This window comes from Achromobacter sp. MFA1 R4 (assembly GCF_900156745.1).
Taxonomy (GTDB): Bacteria; Pseudomonadota; Gammaproteobacteria; order Burkholderiales; family Burkholderiaceae_B; genus Achromobacter.
The window spans coordinates 2,621,868-2,639,803 of sequence record NZ_LT707065.1 but is presented as its reverse complement, the minus strand read 5'-3'; the positions used below and the strand labels follow the sequence as shown (position 1 = coordinate 2,639,803).

Below are 17,936 nucleotides of genomic sequence, written 5' to 3'. Positions count from 1 at the left end.
CGCTCCCTTCACGGCGCCTTGTACTGCTCGTACAGGGCGGTCACGTTCTTCACGTAGGCCTGGGTTTCCGCATAAGGCGGCACCGCGTCGTACTTGCGCACGGCCCCCTCGCCCGCGTTGTAGGCGGCCAGCGCCAGGTCCAGGCGGCCGGGATACCGGTCGATCAGCCGGCGCAGATGGCGCGAGCCCGCCTGCACGTTGGTCGCCGGATCCACCAGCGCCCGCTCCACATCATCCACCGACAGCAGCGGCGCGGCCGTGGCCGGCATGAGCTGCATCAGGCCCAGCGCCCCCTTGGGCGAACGCGCATCGCTGCGAAAGCCCGACTCGATGGCGATGATCGCCGTCAGCAGCGCCTGGTCCACGCCGGAGTCCAGCGCGGCGCGGGCGATCAGATTGTCATGCTTGGTCGTCGGCTTGACCGTGCTCCAGCGCAGCGCCGGCTCGGCGGGCGCGCGGGTCTGGCGGCGCGCGCCGTCGCCGGCTTCGGGCTCACAGGTCAGGCACAGCTTTTCGGCGCCCGTGCGCACCGCGGTGCGCGCCTGCGCGCGCTTGTAGTATTTGCCGGTGCCGGCAGGCACCTTCATCGACCGCCACACGCCGAAGGGATCCTTGTAGCGGTAGGTCTCGGCGGCCTGGGCCGTCGCGGTGGTCGCCAGCGCCAGAGCGCCCGTCGCCAGCGCCGCCACCGCCGCCATCCCGCCGGCGCGCGCCAGGAGGGCGCGCGTGGCCGAAAGAAGGGGAGTGGGTGGTTGGGACATGGGACGGGGCTCCGGCGGCGTCCTGCGACGCGTTGGCGAGCCCCTATGCTGCTTGCGCCATCCCGGTTTTGTCTTTCCTGCCGATGCCCTAGACCGCGCCGGCGCGCCCGCGTCCCGGGGAAAAACGGGGACATCACTAGGCCATCAGGCGGAGAAAATTGGCCCTACTGCGCAGTAACCTTCATGCCAGGCCGGAATATGACGTAATATTTCGTTCAATTACTAAATGATTGAACCTGGCCGTTCGTGCCGGGACCGGAGAGAGGGTGAAATGGGCGCAGAAAACATGCTCCAGTTGCTGCTGGATGCCGACACCAACGTCCTGACGGCAGTCTATACGCCGCCACCCCGCCCGGCCGACGACGCCCAGCCGGCCGCGGGCGCCGCGCCCGCGGAGGACGGCGGACACGCCCCTGATCACGCTGAAAGCCCCCTCGCCCAAACCCTCGTCCAGACCCGCGAACAGCCCGGCGAACACGACGCCGACATCGCCGTCGCCGACGAAGACGAGGCCCCGCCTGCCAACACCGAGCTGCCGACCTGGGACATCCTGGTCGCCGCCGCCGCCGCCCAGGGCTGGGGCGCCGAGGCCCTGGACAACCACGCCATCCTGGCTTTCATCGACCTGTGCCGCACGGCCACCGACACCGTGCAAAGCCCCGTCGGCCAGGTCGTGGACGGCAGCTTCGATATCGAACTGAACGCGACCCGCATGGCCGCGACGCTGACGCTGCACCCGCCCAAGGGCGGCAAGCCCGTCACGCTCGAGGCGGTGCGCCAGGCGCTGGCCGACCAGGGCATCGTCCATGGCGTGCTGGACGCCGCGCTGGCCGAGGCCGTCGCGCTCGGTCGCGCCGAGACCATCATTGCCGCGCAAGGCACGCCGCCCACGCGCGGCACGCCAACCCGCTTCGAAAGCCTGCTGGACCGCCTCAAGCCCCGCGCCGAGGACATCGACGAACTGGCCCAGGTGGATTACCGCGACCTGGGCAGCCTGCTGCTGGTGTCGCCCGGCACCCCGCTCATGCGCCGCATTCCGCCGCTGCCGGGGGTGGACGGCACCAACGTGCTGGGCGAAGCCGTGCTGCCCGACGAACTGCCCGACACGCCCTTCTCCAAGGAGCTGTCGGGCGTCGAGGTCGACCCGGAGGATCCGCTGCTGCTGCGCGCCGCCATTGCCGGCACGCCCACGCTGATCACCCACGGCGTGCAGGTGAACCCGATGGTCGAGGTGGACGCCGTCAACCTGTCCACCGGCAACATCACGTTCGAGGGGTCGCTGCAGGTGCGCGGCGACATCGCCGCCACGATGGAAGTGCGCGTCACGGGCGACGTGGTCGTCAACGGGACCATCGAAGCCGCGCTGGTCGAGGCCGGCGGCAGCGTCACGGTCAAGGGCGGCATCATCGGCATGGCCGAAACCCTGCACGACGCCACCGCCACGCCGCGCACCGCGCACATCGTCTGTGGCGGCACGCTGCGCGCGAAGTTCATCGAGAACGCCGTCATCAGCGCGGGCCAGGACATCGACGTCGAGCGCGAAATCCGCCAGAGCAACATCGCCGCCGGCGGCAGCGTGAACGTCGGCCCGCCCAATACACAACAAAGCGCCATCACGGGCGGCGAGACGCGCGCCCTGCTGGCGGTGCGCGCCGGCACCATCGGCTCGCCGGCGGGCATCCCGACGCTGGTGCAGGCCGGCCTGGATCCGCACGCCGACATCAAGCGCTCGGCGCTGACCCGCAAGCGCCTGAAGATGAACGAGGACAAGGCCAAGCTGGAACAGTTGCTGATGTTCCTGCAGGCCAACCCCCAGCGCGCCACCGGCGACGTGGTCGAGCGCGCGCGCAACACGCACACCAAGCTCATCAGCGACCTGGCGGCGCTGGAAACCGAGGAAGCCCAGCTTGCGCGCGACCTGCTGCCGCAGCAGAACGCCACCATTGCCGCCACGCGGCGCTTCTGTAGCGGCACGAAGATCCAGCTGGGCAACAAGATGCAGGAATTCCTGGAAGACCAGGTGGGCGGCAAGGCCGGGCTGGAAGAAGGCGAGATCGTCATCCGCTGAAGCCTGGGCAGCGGCGTCTGGCATCTACACCATCACGCCCCGTCGCCGGGCATCAGCTCCTTGAACCACACCCGCGGCGAGATGCCGCGGTCCGGTCCCAGCACCGAAAATCCGCCGTCCACCGGGATGTCCACCCCGGTCATCCACGACGCCGCGTCGGAACACGCGAAGCACACCGCGGCGGCGATCTCTTCGCCGGACCCCACCCGCCCCAGCGGATGGAAATGCGCGCCCACGGCATCGGCGGTCGCGCGCGACCCGCCCGACAACTGCTCCACCGACGGCGACCACGTCCAGGCGGGCGACACCGCCAGCACGCGCACGCCCGCCGGCGCCAGCTCCACCGCGAAGTTCTTGGTGATCTGCAGCAACGCGGCCTTGGACGCCGGGTACAGCGCCCGTCCGGCGGCGCCGAACTTGCCGCCCGTGCTGCCCATGTTCACCACCACGCCGCCGCGCGGCAGAAATGGCGCGGCCAACTGCGTGAAGATCGCCGCCGACACCAGGTTCGTATCCAGCGTGCGATGCCATTCCTCGCGCGAGGACGCCAGTCCGCGATCCGCATACTGGCAGGCGTTGTTGACCAGGATATCGAGCCGCCCGAAGCGCGCGCGCGCGGCGTCGATGCAGGCCTGGATCTGGCCGTCCTGGCCGATGTCGGTTTCGCAGTACAGGACGCGTTCGCCCAGCGCCCGGGCCAGGGCCTCGCCCGCCTCGGCATTGCGGCCGACCAGCACCACATTGGCGCCCGCCGCCGCGAACCCGCGCGCGATATCCGCGCCCAGCCCCTGGGTGCTGCCGGTGACGATGGCGGTCTTGCCCGCCAGCCCGGGAAAGCCTGAGAAATCCATGAATGTTCCTTGTCAGTTCGGCGCGGCGGCCCAGCGCAGCGCCTCGTCCACCGTGCCCGTCTGCGCGATCAGCCGCATGCTGGCCAGCGATGCCGCATGCACCGCGGGGTCGGCGGACGCGCAGGCGTCCTGCGCGACCATTACCGAAAAGCCGATGTCGGCCGCATGGCGCACCGTCCCCTCCACCACCGAATGCGTCGCCACGCCGGCCACCACCAGCCGGCGCGCGCCCAGCAGCCGCAGGGTTTCCTCAAGCGGCGTGCCATAGAACGCGCTGATGCGCGTGTGCTTGACCACGAACTCGCGCGCGCTGCCCGCCAGCGGCTCCAGCCCCTCGTAGAACGCGCTGCCCCACTGCCCCTCCGGCACCGCGCCAATCGCCGCCACGCTGCGGAAAATCTGGCAATTGGGCAGCAGATCCGCATAGTCGGGGCGGAACGCGATGCGCACGTGCACGATGGGCAGCGCCTGCGCGCGCGCGCCCGCCAGCAAGGCCGCGGCGTTGTCCAGCAGGCGCTGGCGCGCCTGGCCATCGGCATCCAGCCCGACGCGGATCTTGCCGTCCGGATGCAGGACGTCATTCTGGTAGTGCAGCGCCAGCACCGCGGCGTCCGTGCCCGTCACACGAACACCTCGAAGGCGTCATGCGCATCGTCGCAATTGACGAGGTCCACACGCTTCATGCGGATGCGCCAGCCGTCGCCCTCGGCGGCCAGCTTGTGGGTGTAGCGCCCCGCCAGCTGGCGGGGCTGGCGCTTGCGCCATTCGGTCATCTGGAAGACGGAATGGACCACCAGGTTGCCGCCCGCGTCCACGCCCTCGACCTGCACCCCGCCCACCAGCCGCGCGCTGCGCGTGGGCGGCTGCTGCGACCAGTTGCGCGGGTGCTCCAGGCGCCGGATGCGCACGTCGCGCAGCATGCGGTCTTCCCAGAACAGCGAGATGTAGTCGTAGGGACTTTCCTGGCCCGGCTTGCGCGGCATCCAGTACATGCCGTCCTGCGTCCACAGCGCCTGCCAGTCGTCATAGCGCCGCTCGTCCAGCAGGCGCGCCTCCTGGTACAGGAACTGGGCGATGCGATGGTGGGTATCAACCGGCACGTCCGCCGGGGCGAGGTCCGCCGTGCTGACGTCGAAATCAAGATCTAGCAGCATGCGCCGTCTCCCTTGTTGGCCGCGGCGGGCGCGGCGACCGTGCCCGCGCCGTCCTCCATGTACGCCTTCCAGGCGCGGAACTGATTGCGCATGGGCAATTCGCTGGTGCCGTTCACCGACACCATGCCGTCGGCGTCGACGCGGTCGGTGCCGTGATAGCGGTGCATGCTGACCCAGTCGCCGCCGCGCGTCGCGTTGCCTTCCTGGCAGCGGTTGTAGAGTTCGATGTCGTCCGGCATGACGTTGGACGACGGCGAGTTGATGACGTTGGCGTACAGCATGGCGCGCTTGAACACGCCCTCCGGCGCGCCCTTGCAGCGGAACGTCTGGATCTCGATCAGCGTCCGGTCCACCGCGACCGGGCGGATCACCCGGAACTGCTGGAACACGGTGTGGGGAGAACCGCTGCCATAGATGACGGTGTTGTGGCGGTTCATGCCCAGGATCTCGCGGGCGCGCTGCTCGCCATACGCGGCGGTCAGCGATTCGAAGTGCGCGCGCGACACGGGATCGCGTTCAGCGGCGCCCGGGTTGAAGATGCCTTCCATGTAGCCGTGGCCGTTGTCGTAGGCGCGCAGCTCCAGCTTTTCCCAGAACTCGTAGGGCTCGCCGTTGCCGTCCATGATGTGCAGCTCGAGCGGCATCTCGCCCATTTCCTTGGCCTCGTCGCGCGCGGCCGCATAGGAAGATTCATGCGTGACGCGGGCGTGCATGGTGTCGTGCAGGTTTTCGTAGAAGACCTTCCAGTTCGACCGCTGCATCACGCGAAAAATGCCGCCCGCCACCTCGACCTCGCCCACCGGCGACCGGTCGCACAGGTTGTCGATGGACGAACGCACGCCGCCCAGGAAGTCCTCCAGCGCCTGGCCCTCGCTGGCCTGGCTGGCGAAGACAAAGCCGCGGTAGCTGTCCACGCGCGGCAGGCGGCGCATGGAAAACGACGGATCGGCCGGATCGTAGGACGTGCCCTCCAGCCCCTGCTTGAGCGGCACGCCCAGGTGGCTGCCGTCCAGCTTGAAGGTCCAGGCGTGATACGGGCAGCGGAAGAACTTGCCGGCGCAGCCTTCGCCATCGGCCACCACCTTCGCGCCCTTGTGCGGACAGCGGTTGTACAGCACGTGCACGCGGCCGTCGGCGGCGCGCACCATCAGCACGTCCTGGTCGCCCAGGCGCGTGGTGTGATAGTCGCCCGTCTTGGGCACCTGGCTTTCATGGCCCACGTAGATCCAGGCGCGGCCATAGATGCGTTGCATTTCCAGGTCGAAGATGGCCGGATCGGTGTAGATGTCCCGGTGCACGCTGTCGCCGCGCACCAGGGACGCAAGTTGCTCGTCGGTATAAGGCATGTCGTCTCCCTACTTGTTCTCGCTGTCCTTCCAGCGCGCCATCAGCGTGTTGGAAGGCAAGGTCTCGTCCAGCAGCTTGGCCGCCGTCTCGCGCCCGGCCGTGGGCAGGCCCTTGGGATCCAGCAGGCCCACCTGCACCAGCACGCTGGCCTGGTCCCAATAGATGTGCTCGTGATAGAGCTTGTCACCGCGGAACTTGACGATGGCCACCAGCGGGATCTCCACGTAATTGCCCGTGGGCGCCACGCCGGGCAGCATCCAGTCGATCTCCGTGGTGTGGGTGAAGCAGAACAGCAGCTCGTCGACGATCTGCGTCGCACCCACCGTGCGCGACAGCGGCACCAGCCGCGTGTCGGGCGGATTGCTGTTGACGAAATGATGCTGGTAGAAGCGCGACAGCTCCTTGTGGCCCACGCCGCCCGTCATCGTGGGGATGTGGTTCACGTAGGGCTCGGCCACCATCGTCGCCATGGTCGCGGCCACGTCGCGCGTGCCGAATTCGTATTCGCAGTGCTTGTCCCACAGGTAGGAATAGTCGAATTCCGGCCCGATCGTGCGCTGCAGCGCCGCCATGCTGCGCTGGTGCGCCATCAGCGCCGAGGGCTTGTCGTAGTGTTCGCCGCCCGTGCGCGCGAACGCATGGTCCACGCCTGGATACACGTAGAGTTCCACGCCCGGCTTGCCGCCCAGCGCCGCCAGGATGCGCTGGCGCGCCTCGGGCGGACAGAACCCGTCCTGCTCCGCGATGTGCAGCACCAGCCGGCCGCGCAGGCTGGCGGCCTCGTCCAGGCTGTCCTCGATGCCCACGCCGTAATAGCCCACCGCCACGTCCGCGTCCGTTCGGCACGCCGCCAGATAGGCCAGCTTGCCGCCCAGGCAATAGCCCAGTACGCCCGCGCCGCCTTCCTGTTCGGGCAGGGCCCGCAGCGCGGCGAGCGTGGCCGCGATGTCCTTCACGCCCAGGTCCACGTCAAAGCCCTTGTACAGCTCGAACGCGCGCGGCATGTCCGCGGGGCCGTCCGTGAGCTGGATGCCGGGCTGCTGGCGCCAGAACAGGTCCGGCACCAGCACCACATACCCTTCCTCGGCCAGCAGCTGGGCGCTGCGGCGCATGAAGTCGTTGACGCCGAAAATCTCCTGGCACAGCACCAGGCCCGGACCGCGGCCCGAGGCCGGCACCGCCAGATAGGCGCCGAAGGACTTGCCATCGTGCGAGGCAACCGTCACCTCGCGCGTCGTAATGCGATCAGTCATGCGTATCTCCTGAATTGCGAAGCGCCGGCGGCCTACTTCATCTGGCACGCGGCGGCGAAGGGATCCTGGTATTGCGTCAGCACCGTTCCCGACAGCTTGTTGTGCAGCTTGCCGCCGGCGTCCGCCTCGACGACGCGCAGGTAATAGTTCTGGACCGGATACTGGTTGCGGTTGAACTTGAAATCGCCGCGCACCGACTTGAAGTCCGCCCGCCGCAACGCCGGGCGCAGCGCCTCGGCGTCCAGCTTGCCGCCCGTCTGGCGCACCGCGCTGTCCAGCAGCATCGCCGCGTCGTAGCCCTGCGAGGCATACAGCGACGGGCTGCGGTTGTAGGTCTTCTTGAAGTCTTCGACGAACTTGCGGTTGGCGGGATTGTCCAGGTCAGCCGCCCACTGCGCCGTATTGCGCAGCCCCTTGATCGGCGCGCCCACCGCCGCGATCGTGTCCTCGTCCCCGGAAAAGCCGGGCGCCAGCAGCGCGATGTCCTGGGACAGGCCCGCGCCATTGAACTGCTTGATGAAGTTCACGCCCATGCCGCCCGGCAGGAAAAAGAACACCGCATCGGGCTTGCTGGCGCGCAGCCGCGTGATCTCCACGCCGTAGTCCAGTTGGCCGAGCTGGGTGTAGATTTCCTCGGCCACGCCGCCCTTGTACAGGCGCTTGAAGCCGTTGAGCGACTCGCGGCCGCCCGGGTAGTCCGGCGCGATCAGCGCCACGCGCTTGTAGCCCTGGTCCGCCGCGTACTTGCCCATGGCGGCCGGGATATCCTCGTTCTGCCAGGCCACCGCGAAGAAATTCGGATTACAGCCCGCGCCCGCGTAGTTCTCCGGCCCCGTGTTGGTGCTGAGGTAGATCGTGTCCGATTGCAGGATCGCGGGCATCACCGGCAGCAACACGTTCGAAAACACGATGCCCGTCATCACATCCACGCGGTCGCGCTTGAGCAGCCGTTCGACCGCCTGGCGCCCGGTATCGGCCTTCTGCTGATCGTCGGCCACCACCACTTCCGCCGGCACCCCGCCCAGCTTGCCGCCCGTATGCTGCAGCGCCAGGTTGAAGCCATCGCGGATCTCGTTGCCCAGCGCCGCACCGGGCCCGGACAGCGTCGTCAGCAACCCGACCTTCACCTTGTCCGCCGCCGACGCGCCCGCCGCCGCGGTCAGGCAAACCAGCGCCGCCAGCGCACGCCGGCTCCATCGATTCCGATTCATGTGCCACCCCGTATTCGCCGCCAGCCGCGCCGGCGGAAAGCTGACAGATCCCGTCTGCCGTCGGTACACGCATGCCGCCGATCCAAGCCGCCCAGCTTACGCGCCGCGGCGCCTTCATTGCCACACAGGCCCGCACACCGTCCGCGGCGCCTTGCAGGCAAGATTAGGCCTGCGGCCTGCCGCGTTCTATCCGAATACCGCCACGCTTATCCGGGATTCACTTAATTCCCAATGCGGCCCGTTTAAATTACGCTGGCCCAAGATACGGGATCGGTCCCGTCCCGGAGGCTTCCATGCACGGCTGGTCCCGACTTGAGCTGGCGCCCTTGCTGACACGGCGCGTCTTCAGCTCCACGCAGCAAGACGAGACCCGCGCGCGCGTGTCCGAGGCCCTCAAGGACCACCGCCTCACCTGGAAAGGCGGCCGCGTGGACGCCGAACTGAACCGGGGCCGTTTCGGCTCCCTGACCCTCTGTACGCTGCGCTACGGCGCCGAAGTCCACATCGAACCCGACCGCCTCCAGGACTTCATGCTGGTCCAGGTGCCGCTACGCGGCCGCGCCCGCATCGAATGCGGCGACGAAGGCATCAACGCCGACCCCGATTGCGCCGCGGTCATCGCCCCCAACCGCCGGCTGCGGCTGCACTGGGAAGCGGGCTGCGAACAACTGCTGCTGAAGATTCCGCGCGGCAAGCTCGAAGCCATGGGCCAGCGCGCCTTCGGCGACGCCGCCACCCGCCCGCTGGACTTCAGCCCCGCCCTGCGCCTGGACACCCCCATTGGCGCGGCGTGGCGCAGCATGATGGCCAGCCTGATCCACCTGCTGCCCACCCTGGACGACGGCGCCCGCCGCCCCCCCGCCGCGTGGCTGGAGCACCTGGAGGACACCCTGGTCCTGCACCTGCTCTACAACCAGCCCAACACCTGGCAGACCCCGTCCGCCGAGGCCATCCCGCGCCGCCTCTGCGTGGCCGAGTCCTACATGCGCGACCGCCTGGGCGCGCCGCTGACCCTGAACGACATCGCCCGCCACGCGGGCGCCAGCGTCACCGCGCTGACCCGCCTGTTCCAGGAACACCGCAACACCACGCCCATGAACGCGCTGCGCGCCTTCCGGCTGGACGCGGCGAGGAGCCGCCTGAAGGCCCAGCCGGACGCGAGCGTGACGGAGGTCGCGCTAAGCGTGGGCTTTGGACATCTGGGGCGGTTTTCGGAGTACTACCGGGAGCGGTTCGGCGAACTGCCGAGAGAGACGCGGCGCATGGGGGGGTGATGATGCGGCGGTGAAAAGCCCCCAAAGCACCGAAGGCCCGCCGCCTCCGCCCTCCGGTGCCGGCCGGACAGCAAAAGCGGCGAACCTTCGATACCCCGTCACATCGAGGAAACCCTACTGCGCAGGCACCACCGCAGTGACCTCGATCTCAACCTTTGCACGATCCTCCACCAGATCGGCAACCTCCACCGCCGTCATCGCGGGGAAATGCCGGCCGATCAATTCACGGTAGTGCTTGCCGATGGCCGGATACGCCGCCACGTACGCGTCCTTGTCCGTCACATACCAGGTCATCCGCACGATATGCTCGGGCTTCGCACCGCCTTCGGCCAGGATCTGGACGATGTTCAGCAGCGTCTGGCGGACCTGGTCCGCCAGGTCATCCGATTCGAACTGCTGCTGCCCGTTCCACCCCACCTGTCCGCCCACGAACACCAGCTTGCTGCCCACCTGCATCTCGGTGAGCACACCATTCGAATAGCCCCGGGGCGCCATCCAATCCGGCGGTTGCAGAATTTTCATAACGTCTCATCCTAATGATCAATTAAACAAAGACAGGGCGGCGTCCGCTTATGCCGCGGTTGCCAGATATTCCTGCATGCGCTCCCGCAGATCCGCGGGCAGCGGCATCGACTTCATCGTCCGCAGGTCCACCGTCACGATCGTCAGCGTCGCCGACAACCGCAACTGGCCGTCCGGCCCCTCGAAGCGCACCAGCGCCTTGAAAGACGCGCCGCCGATACGCTGCACCGCCAGCGTCTGGCGCAGCTTCTCGTGCCAGCGGCTGGGCGCGCTGAAATCGCACGTCACCGACGCCATCGGCGTGCCGATGTGCCGTTCGACGTGCAGTGCATGAAACGGCAGCCCCATGCCCTTGTCGAACCACTCCTCGACAAAATCATTGATCATCTCGAAGTAGCGCGGGTAGAACACGATGCCCGCCGGATCGCAGTGACGGAAGCGGACTTCTACCTGACTCTCAAAGGGTGCTGCCGAATGGGGTGCTGCCATGATGTTTCCTTGATGCCTTTTCCTGCTCACGCCATCTTGCGCAGCGCAAAGCGCTGCAGCTTGCCGGTCTCGGTGCGCGGCAACGTCGCCACGAATTCGATTGCGCGCGGATACTTGTAGGGCGCGATGCTGGCCTTCACGAACGCCTGCATCTGCGCCACCAGCTCGGCGCTGGGCGCGTAGCCCGGCTTGAGCACCACGAACGCCTTCACCAGCTGGCCGCGCTCGTCGTCCATCGCGCCCACCACGCCGCATTCCGCCACGGCCTCGTGGCGCAGCAGCGCGTCCTCGACCTCGGGACCGGCGATGTTGTAACCCGCCGAGACGATCATGTCGTCATTGCGCGCCTGATAGAACAGATAGCCGTCGTCGTCCTGCACGAACGTATCGCCCGGCAGGTTCCAGCCTTGCTGCACGAACCGGCGCTGGCGCTCGTCGGCGAGGTAACGGCAGCCCGTCGGCCCCTTGATCGCCAGGCGGCCCACCGTGCCGTTGGGCACGGGCTTCATGTCGTCGTCCACGATCTGGGCCACATAACCCGGCACCACCCGGCCGATTGCGCCGCGGCGCACTTCGTCCGGCGGGCTGGATACGAACACGTGGATCATCTCCGTGCCGCCGATCCCGTCGATCATCTCGATCCCCGTTGCTTCCTTCCAGAGCTGGCGCGTCGCATCGGGCAAGGCCTCGCCGGCGGATACGCTTTTCTTCAGCGATGACAGGTCGAACTTGCCCACCAGCGCCGCCATCTGACGGTAGAAGGTCGGCGCGGTGAACACGATGGTGGCGCGGAAATCCTGGATCAGTTCCAGCAGGCTTTCCGGCGACAGCTTCTCGGACAGCACCGTGCTGGCGCCCACGCGCAAGGGAAAGCACAGCAGTCCGCCCAGGCCAAAGGTAAAGGCCAGCGGCGGCGTGCCGCAGAAAATATCGTCCGGCCCCGGCTTGATCACATGCTTGGGAAACAGGTCGCACATCGCCAGCACGTCGCGGTGAAAGTGCATGCAGCCCTTGGGCGAGCCCGTGGTGCCGCTGGTGAACGCGATCAGGCAGACGTCATCGGACGCGGTGTCGCAGGCCTGGAAGGTATCGGACTTGCCCGCCGCCAGCGTGTCCAGCGCATCCGGCGCGGTGTCGTTGAAATACATGATCTGCGCCAGGCCGGCGCAATGATGCTCGTGATCCGGCTGCGCGCAGAACTGCGCCTCGTCCTTGAGCCGCACATCGCACAGCACGGCCTGGATCTGCGCCTTCTCGATGATCTGCTTCAGTTCCTTGGAACGCAGCAACGGCATCGTGGGCACGGTCACCAGGCCCGCCTTGATCGCGGCCAGCCAGGACGCGGCCATCATCGGATTGTTCGGACCGCGCAGCAGCAGGCGGTTGCCCGGCACCAGCTTCATGTCCTCGGTCAGGACGTGCGCGATGCGGTTGGTCAGCGCGGCCAGCTCGCGGTAGGTCATCGAGGCCGGCTTGCCGTCCTGGCGCCAGCGCAGGGCCACGCGGTCGCCGTGGCCGCGGTCCACCATGGCGTCCACCAGCTCCACGGCGCAATTGAAACGCTTGGGATAGGCCACGTCGGGGCCGTCCAGCAGGAACTCTGGCCATTGATCGCCCGGGGGCAGGTTGTCCCGGGCGAAGGTGTCGATGTGGGCGGATACTTCCATGAAAATTCCCCTTGGCTAGTGCGATGCGGTTTACGTTGCGAAGGCAGGCGCTCGGTGGCCCCTTTACGCCTTCAGCAATTCACGGGCGATGATCAATTTCTGCACTTCCGTGGCGCCTTCGTAGATACGCAGCGCTCTGATTTCCCTGTAAAGCTTCTCCACCGGCATCCCCGACACCACGCCCGCGCCGCCGAACATCTGCAATGCCCGGTCGATCACGGTCTGCGCCGATTCGGTGGCCGTCATCTTGGCCATCGCGGCTTCGCGCGTGGTGCGCAGCTTCTGCACGTCGCGCATCCACGCGGCGCGGTACGTCAGCAGCGCCGAGGCGTCGATGGCCGTGGCCATGTCGCCCAGCGCCGCTTGCGTCAATTGCAGGTCGGCCAGCGTCTGGCCGAACATGCGGCGCGACTTGGCGCGCGCCAGGCCCTCGTCCAGCGCGCGGCGCGCAAACCCCAGCGCCGCCGCCGCCACCGACGCGCGGAAGATGTCCAGCGTCATCATGGCCAGCTTGAAGCCCTGGCCCGCATCCCCCAGCCGGTGCGTGGCGGGAATTCGGCAGTTGTCGAAGGTGATGGTCGCCAGCGGGTGCGGCGCGATCAGCTCGATGCGCTCGGTGACCTCGAAGCCCGGCGTGCCGGCATCCACCACGAACGCGCTGATGCCGCGCGCGCCCGGGGCTTCGCCGGTGCGCGCGAACACGCAGTAGAAGTCGGCGATGCCGCCGTTGGAGATCCAGGTCTTGGCGCCGTTGAGGACGTAGTGATCGCCGTCCAGCCGCGCCTCGCACGCCAGCGCCGCCACGTCGGAGCCCGCATCGGGCTCGGACAGCGCAAAGGCCGCGATCGCCTCGCCGCGCGCCACGCGCGGCAGATAGTGCTGACGCAGCGCATCCGACCCCATCAGCGAAATCGCGCCGCTGCCCAGGCCCTGCATCGCAAACGCAAAGTCCGCCAGGCCTTCATGGCGCGCAAAGGTTTCACGCAGGATGCAGACGGCGCGGGAGTCGACCTCGGGCAGCGCGCCGCCCCAGGCCCCGTCCGGGCCGCCCGCCACCGCGTAGCGCAGCCAGCCGGCCTCGCCCATGGCGCGAACCAGCTTTTTGCAGGCCGCGTCGGCGTTGTGATGGTCGACGTCGCCCAGCGATTTTTCGCACCAGGCGTCGACCTCGTGCGCCAGCTTGCGGTGCGTGTCGTCAAAAAAGGGCCAGTCCAGCCAGCTTGCGTCGCGCATCGTCAATTCCCCTCGAAGACGGGCTTCTGCTTGGCCACGAAGGCCTCGTAGGCGCGATGGAAATCGCGCGTCTGCATGCAGATGGCCTGGGCCTCGGCTTCGGCCTCGATCGCCTCGTCCACGCCCATGTTCCATTCCTGGTGCAGCAGCTTCTTGGTGACGCCGTGGGCGAACGTCGGGCCGGCGGCAAGCTGCGCCGCGAGCGTCTGGGCCGCTTCCAGCAGCTTGCCGGAATCATGCAGCGCATTGAAAAAGCCCCAGCTGGCGCCCTCTTCGGCCGTCATCGCGCGGCCCGTGTACAGCAGTTCGGAGGCGCGGCCCTGGCCGATCATGCGCGGCAGCAGCGTGCACGCGCCCATGTCGGCGCCCGCCAGGCCCACGCGGGTAAAGAGAAACGCCGTGCGCGCGGCGGGCGTGCCCAGGCGCATGTCCGAGGCCAGCGCCACCATCGCGCCCGCCCCGGCGCACACGCCGTCCACCGCCGCCACGATGGGCTGCGGGCAGGCGCGCATGGCCTTGACCAGGTCGCCCGTCATGCGGGTGAAGTCCAGCAGTTCCGGCATGCTCATCTTCGTGAGCGGGCCGATGATTTCATGCACGTCGCCGCCCGAGCAGAAATTGCCGCCCGCGCCCGTCACCACGATCACCTTGACGTCGGTGGCATACACCAGCGAACGGAAGAGATCGCGCAGTTCCGCGTACGAATCGAAAGTCAGCGGATTCTTGCGCTCGGGACGGTTCAGCGTGATGGTGCCGATCTTGCCGTCGTCCGACACCTGCCACAGGAACGTCTTCGCCTGGTAGCCGGCGAGGGGACGCTTGTGGTGCTTCATGGTGTGCTCTTCGGGCTGGGTGCTCATGGTGTCTCCGTTCGTGAATGCAGGGTGGGTGGCTTGCCGGCTTCAGCCGGTCATCACTTCGCCGCCGTCCACGGCGATCGCCTGGCCATTGACGGAGGCGGACGCCGGCAGGGCCAGCCACGCGACCGTCTCGGCCACTTCCTCGGGCTGCACCAGGCGGCCCTGCGGATTGCGCTCGGCCAGCTTGAGGCGGGCGGCTTCCGGCGTCATGCCGGTCTTTTCGACGATATTGGCGACCGCGCCGCGCACGATGTCGGTCTCGGTGTAGCCCGGGCAGACCGCGTTGACGGTCACGCCCTTCTGGGCGGTTTCCAGCGCCAGCGAACGGGTCAGGCCGATGACGCCGTGCTTGGCGGCGCAGTAGGCGCTTACATACCCGTAGCCGATCAGACCCGCGGTGCTGGCGACGTTGATCACGCGGCCCCATTTTTCCTGCAGCATGCCGGGCAGCGCCGCCTGGATGCAATGGAACGTGCCGGTCAGGTTGACGGCCAGCATCTGATTCCAGAGCGCGGCGTCGGTGCGGTCAAAGCGCTGGCTGACCGCCTGCCCGGCGTTGTTCACCAGGATCAGCACGGGGCCGAACTCGGTCTCGGCCTGCGCAAAGGCGGCGCACACCGAGGCCTCGTCGGCGATGTCCGCGCTGACGGCCTGCACCTGGCCCAGCCGGGCCAGTTCGTCGGTCGCGGCGTCCAGCGCGCCGCCGTCGCGGCCCAGCAGCGTGACGCGCGCGCCGCGCTGCAACAGCGCCCGCGCGCTGGCCAGGCCGATGCCGCGGGCGCCGCCCGTCACCAGGGCGTGACGCCCGGCGAGCGGGTGCGGTTGAGTGCTCATTTGATATCCAGTTGCGCCATGGCGGCGGCGCGTTCAAAGTTGGTTTCAAGCTGGCGCTTGCCGGCGAAATACTGGCTCGGCCAGGAAACATCAACATAGCCCACCCGGGCCGCTTCGCGCAGCGTCCAGGAGGCGTCGGCCAAATGGGGACGTGCCAGCGCGCAGAGGTCGGCGCGGCCCGAGGCGATGATGCCGTTGGCGTGATCGGCTTCGAAGATGGCGCCCACCGCGATCGTCGGAATGCCGGCCTCGTTGCGGACCCGGTCGGCGAACGGGGTCTGGAACATGCGGCCGTAGACGGGCTTTTCTTGCTTGCTGACCTGGCCCGATGAGCAGTCGATCATGTCGGCGCCCGCGGCCTTGAAGTGGCGCGCGATCTCGACCGCATCGTCCGGCGTGATGCCGCCTTCCACCCAGTCGTGGGCGGAGATCCGCACCGACATGGGCTTGTCCTCGGGCCAGACCGCGCGCACGGCGTGGAAGACCTCGAGCGGGAAGCGCAGGCGGTTTTCCAGGCTGCCGCCGTACTCGTCGTCGCGATGGTTGGTGAGCGGCGAAATGAAGCTGGACAACAGATAGCCGTGGGCGCAGTGCAGCTCCAGCCAGTCGAAGCCGGCGGCCGCGGCGCGGCGGGCGGCGGCCACGAAGTTGTCGCGCACCTGGTCCATGTCGGCGCGCGTCATGGCGCGCGGCGTCTGCGACACGCCTTCGATGTACGGCAGGGCCGACGCCGACACCAGCGGCCAGTTGCCTTCGGCCAGCGGATGATCGATCTTCTGCCAGCCCAGCTGCGTGGACCCCTTGCGGCCGGCGTGGCCAAGCTGCATGCCGATGCGCGCGTCGCTGTTGCTGTGCACGAAGTTCACGATGCGCGCGAACGCCTGCTGCTGCTCGTCGTTCCACAGGCCCGGGCACCCCGGGGTAATGCGGCCGTCGGGCGACACGCAGGTCATTTCCACCATGACCAGCCCGGCCCCGCCCATGGCGCGGGCGCCAAGGTGGACCAGGTGGAAATCGCCGGGCACGCCGTCCGTGCACGAATACATGGCCATGGGCGACACCAGGATGCGGTTCTTGAGCCGCACGCCGCGCACCTGGTAGGGCGTGAGCATCGGAATGGCCGGACGCCGGCCTTCGGGGGTGGCGGCGCCGGCGCGCTCGGCGATCCAGCGCTCAAAGCCTTCGAGCCAGGCCGGATCACGCAGGCGCAGGTTCTCGTGCGAGATGCGCTGCGAACGGGTCAGCAACGAGTAGGCGAATTGTTCGGGATCCAGGTCGGCATAGCGCTCGACGTTCTCGAACCATTCGGTGGAGTTGCGCGCGGCGTTCTGGATCTTCAGGACTTCGACGCTGCGCACTTCTTCATAGTGGTGCAGGCCGGCCTCGACGCTGCCTTCCGCGCCGCTCAGGCAGCGCGCCAGTTCGATGGCGTCTTCGAGCGCCAGCTTGGTGCCGGAGCCGATGGAGAAATGCGCGGTGTGCGCGGCATCGCCCATCAACACGACCGGCACGCGGCGCATGCCGCGCGCGGTGTCCAGATTGTTCCAGTGGACCCAGGTGTTGCAGATGACGCGCGGGAAGCGGATCCAGATGGCCGAGCCGCGCAGGTGCGAGGCATTGCTGATCAGCGCGTTGCCGTCGAGCCACGGGGCGAACAGCTTTTCGCAGTAGGCGATCCCCTCTTCCTGGCTCATCTTTTCGATGCCGGCGGCCTGCCAGGTTTCTTCGGGCGTTTCGACGATGAACGTGGACATGCCGTCTTCATAGCGGTAGGCGTGCGCCTGGAACCAGCCGTGTTCGGTCTGGACGAAGGCGAACGTGAACGCATCGAAGACCTTTTTGGTGCCCAGCCACACGAAGCGGCAGCGGCGCTGGTCGATGTCGGGATGGAAGGTGTCGGTGTACCGGGTACGGATCTGGCTGTTGATGCCGTCCGAGGCGATGACGAGGTCGGCGTCGTATTCGCGGGCGATGGCCTGGTCGTCCTGGACGAAGTTTTCGAACACCAGCTTGACGCCGACGTCTTCGCAGCGGGCCTGCAGGATGTTGAGCAGCTTCTTGCGGCCGATGCCGATGAAGCCGTGGCCGCTGGTGCGGATGCTGCGTCCCTTGAAATGGATGTCGATGTCATCCCAATGGTTGAAGGCATCGCCGATGGTCTGGGCGGAGACCGGATCGGCCTCGCGCAGGTTCTGCATGGTGGCGTCGGAGAACACGACGCCCCAGCCGAAGGTGTCGTACGGGCGGTTGCGCTCGATGACGGTGACTTCGTTGGCGGGATTCTGCAGTTTCATCAGCAGACCGAAATACAGGCCGGCGGGACCGCCGCCGATGCAGACTATCTTCATTGCCGTATACGCTCCAAGGGTACGCGACAGTCGCTCGTTGATGCTGGAGCGCAAGCCGCAGATA

Annotated in this window: 16 protein-coding genes; 2 read left to right on the top strand and 14 right to left on the bottom strand. The window is 67.8% G+C overall.

Going from position 1 to position 17,936, the window contains the following annotated elements; genetic code table 11:
* Positions 1–8 precede the first annotated feature (8 nt).
* Positions 9–761 carry a lytic transglycosylase domain-containing protein gene (locus BXA00_RS12055; protein WP_076518709.1) on the bottom strand — a complete coding sequence of 251 codons (753 nt, stop codon included), beginning with the start codon at positions 759–761 and terminating at the stop codon, positions 9–11.
* Positions 762–1,032: 271 nt separating this feature from the next.
* On the opposite strand from BXA00_RS12055, the gene BXA00_RS12050 reads away from it, so the two are divergent.
* Complete coding sequence (locus BXA00_RS12050) at positions 1,033–2,829, top strand: DUF342 domain-containing protein (RefSeq protein ID WP_076518708.1); 1,797 nt, start codon at positions 1,033–1,035, stop codon at positions 2,827–2,829.
* A gap of 32 nt (positions 2,830–2,861) precedes the next feature.
* Here BXA00_RS12050 and BXA00_RS12045 read toward each other — a convergent pair whose 3' ends face one another.
* The 6 genes from BXA00_RS12045 to BXA00_RS12020 are packed head-to-tail and all read right to left on the bottom strand — an operon-like array spanning position 2,862 to position 8,645.
* Positions 2,862–3,680, bottom strand: a complete 819-nt coding sequence (locus BXA00_RS12045) for an SDR family oxidoreductase (protein ID WP_076518707.1) — start codon at positions 3,678–3,680, stop codon at positions 2,862–2,864.
* Between the two features lie 12 nt (positions 3,681–3,692).
* Positions 3,693–4,304: a cysteine hydrolase family protein gene (locus tag BXA00_RS12040; RefSeq protein WP_076518706.1), complete on the bottom strand. Its 612-nt coding sequence runs from the start codon at positions 4,302–4,304 to the stop codon at positions 3,693–3,695.
* Positions 4,301–4,834 (bottom strand): aromatic-ring-hydroxylating dioxygenase subunit beta, encoded by a 534-nt coding sequence (locus tag BXA00_RS12035; protein ID WP_076518705.1) that lies wholly within the window; start codon positions 4,832–4,834, stop codon positions 4,301–4,303. The genes BXA00_RS12040 and BXA00_RS12035 overlap by 4 nt, the downstream gene beginning before the upstream one ends.
* Positions 4,825–6,180, bottom strand: a complete 1,356-nt coding sequence (locus tag BXA00_RS12030; RefSeq protein WP_076518704.1) for an aromatic ring-hydroxylating dioxygenase subunit alpha — start codon at positions 6,178–6,180, stop codon at positions 4,825–4,827. Before BXA00_RS12030 ends, BXA00_RS12035 begins: the two co-directional genes overlap by 10 nt.
* Positions 6,181–6,189: 9 nt before the next feature.
* A complete protein-coding gene (locus BXA00_RS12025; RefSeq protein ID WP_076518703.1) occupies positions 6,190–7,434 on the bottom strand; it encodes a dienelactone hydrolase family protein in 1,245 nt (414 codons plus the stop codon).
* Positions 7,435–7,466: 32 nt separating this feature from the next.
* On the bottom strand, positions 7,467–8,645 hold the full coding sequence (locus BXA00_RS12020; protein ID WP_076518702.1) for an ABC transporter substrate-binding protein: 1,179 nt from the start codon (positions 8,643–8,645) through the stop codon (positions 7,467–7,469).
* Between the two features lie 293 nt (positions 8,646–8,938).
* Here BXA00_RS12020 and BXA00_RS12015 point away from each other — a divergent pair, with 293 nt between their 5' ends.
* Positions 8,939–9,919, top strand: a complete 981-nt coding sequence (locus BXA00_RS12015; RefSeq protein ID WP_076518701.1) for an AraC family transcriptional regulator — start codon at positions 8,939–8,941, stop codon at positions 9,917–9,919.
* Between the two features lie 114 nt (positions 9,920–10,033).
* Here the strand turns inward: BXA00_RS12015 and BXA00_RS12010 are convergent, their stop codons facing one another.
* From BXA00_RS12010 to BXA00_RS11980, 7 genes are all read right to left on the bottom strand, one after another.
* Complete coding sequence (locus BXA00_RS12010; RefSeq protein WP_076518700.1) at positions 10,034–10,441, bottom strand: RidA family protein; 408 nt, start codon at positions 10,439–10,441, stop codon at positions 10,034–10,036.
* Positions 10,442–10,489: 48 nt separating this feature from the next.
* Positions 10,490–10,930: a thioesterase family protein gene (locus BXA00_RS12005; protein WP_076518699.1), complete on the bottom strand. Its 441-nt coding sequence runs from the start codon at positions 10,928–10,930 to the stop codon at positions 10,490–10,492.
* A 26-nt stretch (positions 10,931–10,956) separates the two neighbouring features.
* Complete coding sequence (locus BXA00_RS12000) at positions 10,957–12,597, bottom strand: AMP-binding protein (RefSeq protein ID WP_076518698.1); 1,641 nt, start codon at positions 12,595–12,597, stop codon at positions 10,957–10,959.
* Between the two features lie 63 nt (positions 12,598–12,660).
* Complete coding sequence (locus tag BXA00_RS11995) at positions 12,661–13,830, bottom strand: acyl-CoA dehydrogenase family protein (RefSeq protein WP_076518697.1); 1,170 nt, start codon at positions 13,828–13,830, stop codon at positions 12,661–12,663.
* Positions 13,831–13,832: 2 nt separating this feature from the next.
* Positions 13,833–14,690, bottom strand: coding sequence for an enoyl-CoA hydratase family protein (locus BXA00_RS11990; protein ID WP_076518696.1), 858 nt, complete (start codon positions 14,688–14,690; stop codon positions 13,833–13,835).
* A gap of 42 nt (positions 14,691–14,732) precedes the next feature.
* Complete coding sequence (locus tag BXA00_RS11985; protein ID WP_076518695.1) at positions 14,733–15,524, bottom strand: SDR family NAD(P)-dependent oxidoreductase; 792 nt, start codon at positions 15,522–15,524, stop codon at positions 14,733–14,735.
* Positions 15,521–17,872, bottom strand: coding sequence for a bifunctional salicylyl-CoA 5-hydroxylase/oxidoreductase (locus tag BXA00_RS11980; RefSeq protein WP_076518694.1), 2,352 nt, complete (start codon positions 17,870–17,872; stop codon positions 15,521–15,523). Before BXA00_RS11980 ends, BXA00_RS11985 begins: the two co-directional genes overlap by 4 nt.
* Positions 17,873–17,936: the final 64 nt, after the last annotated feature.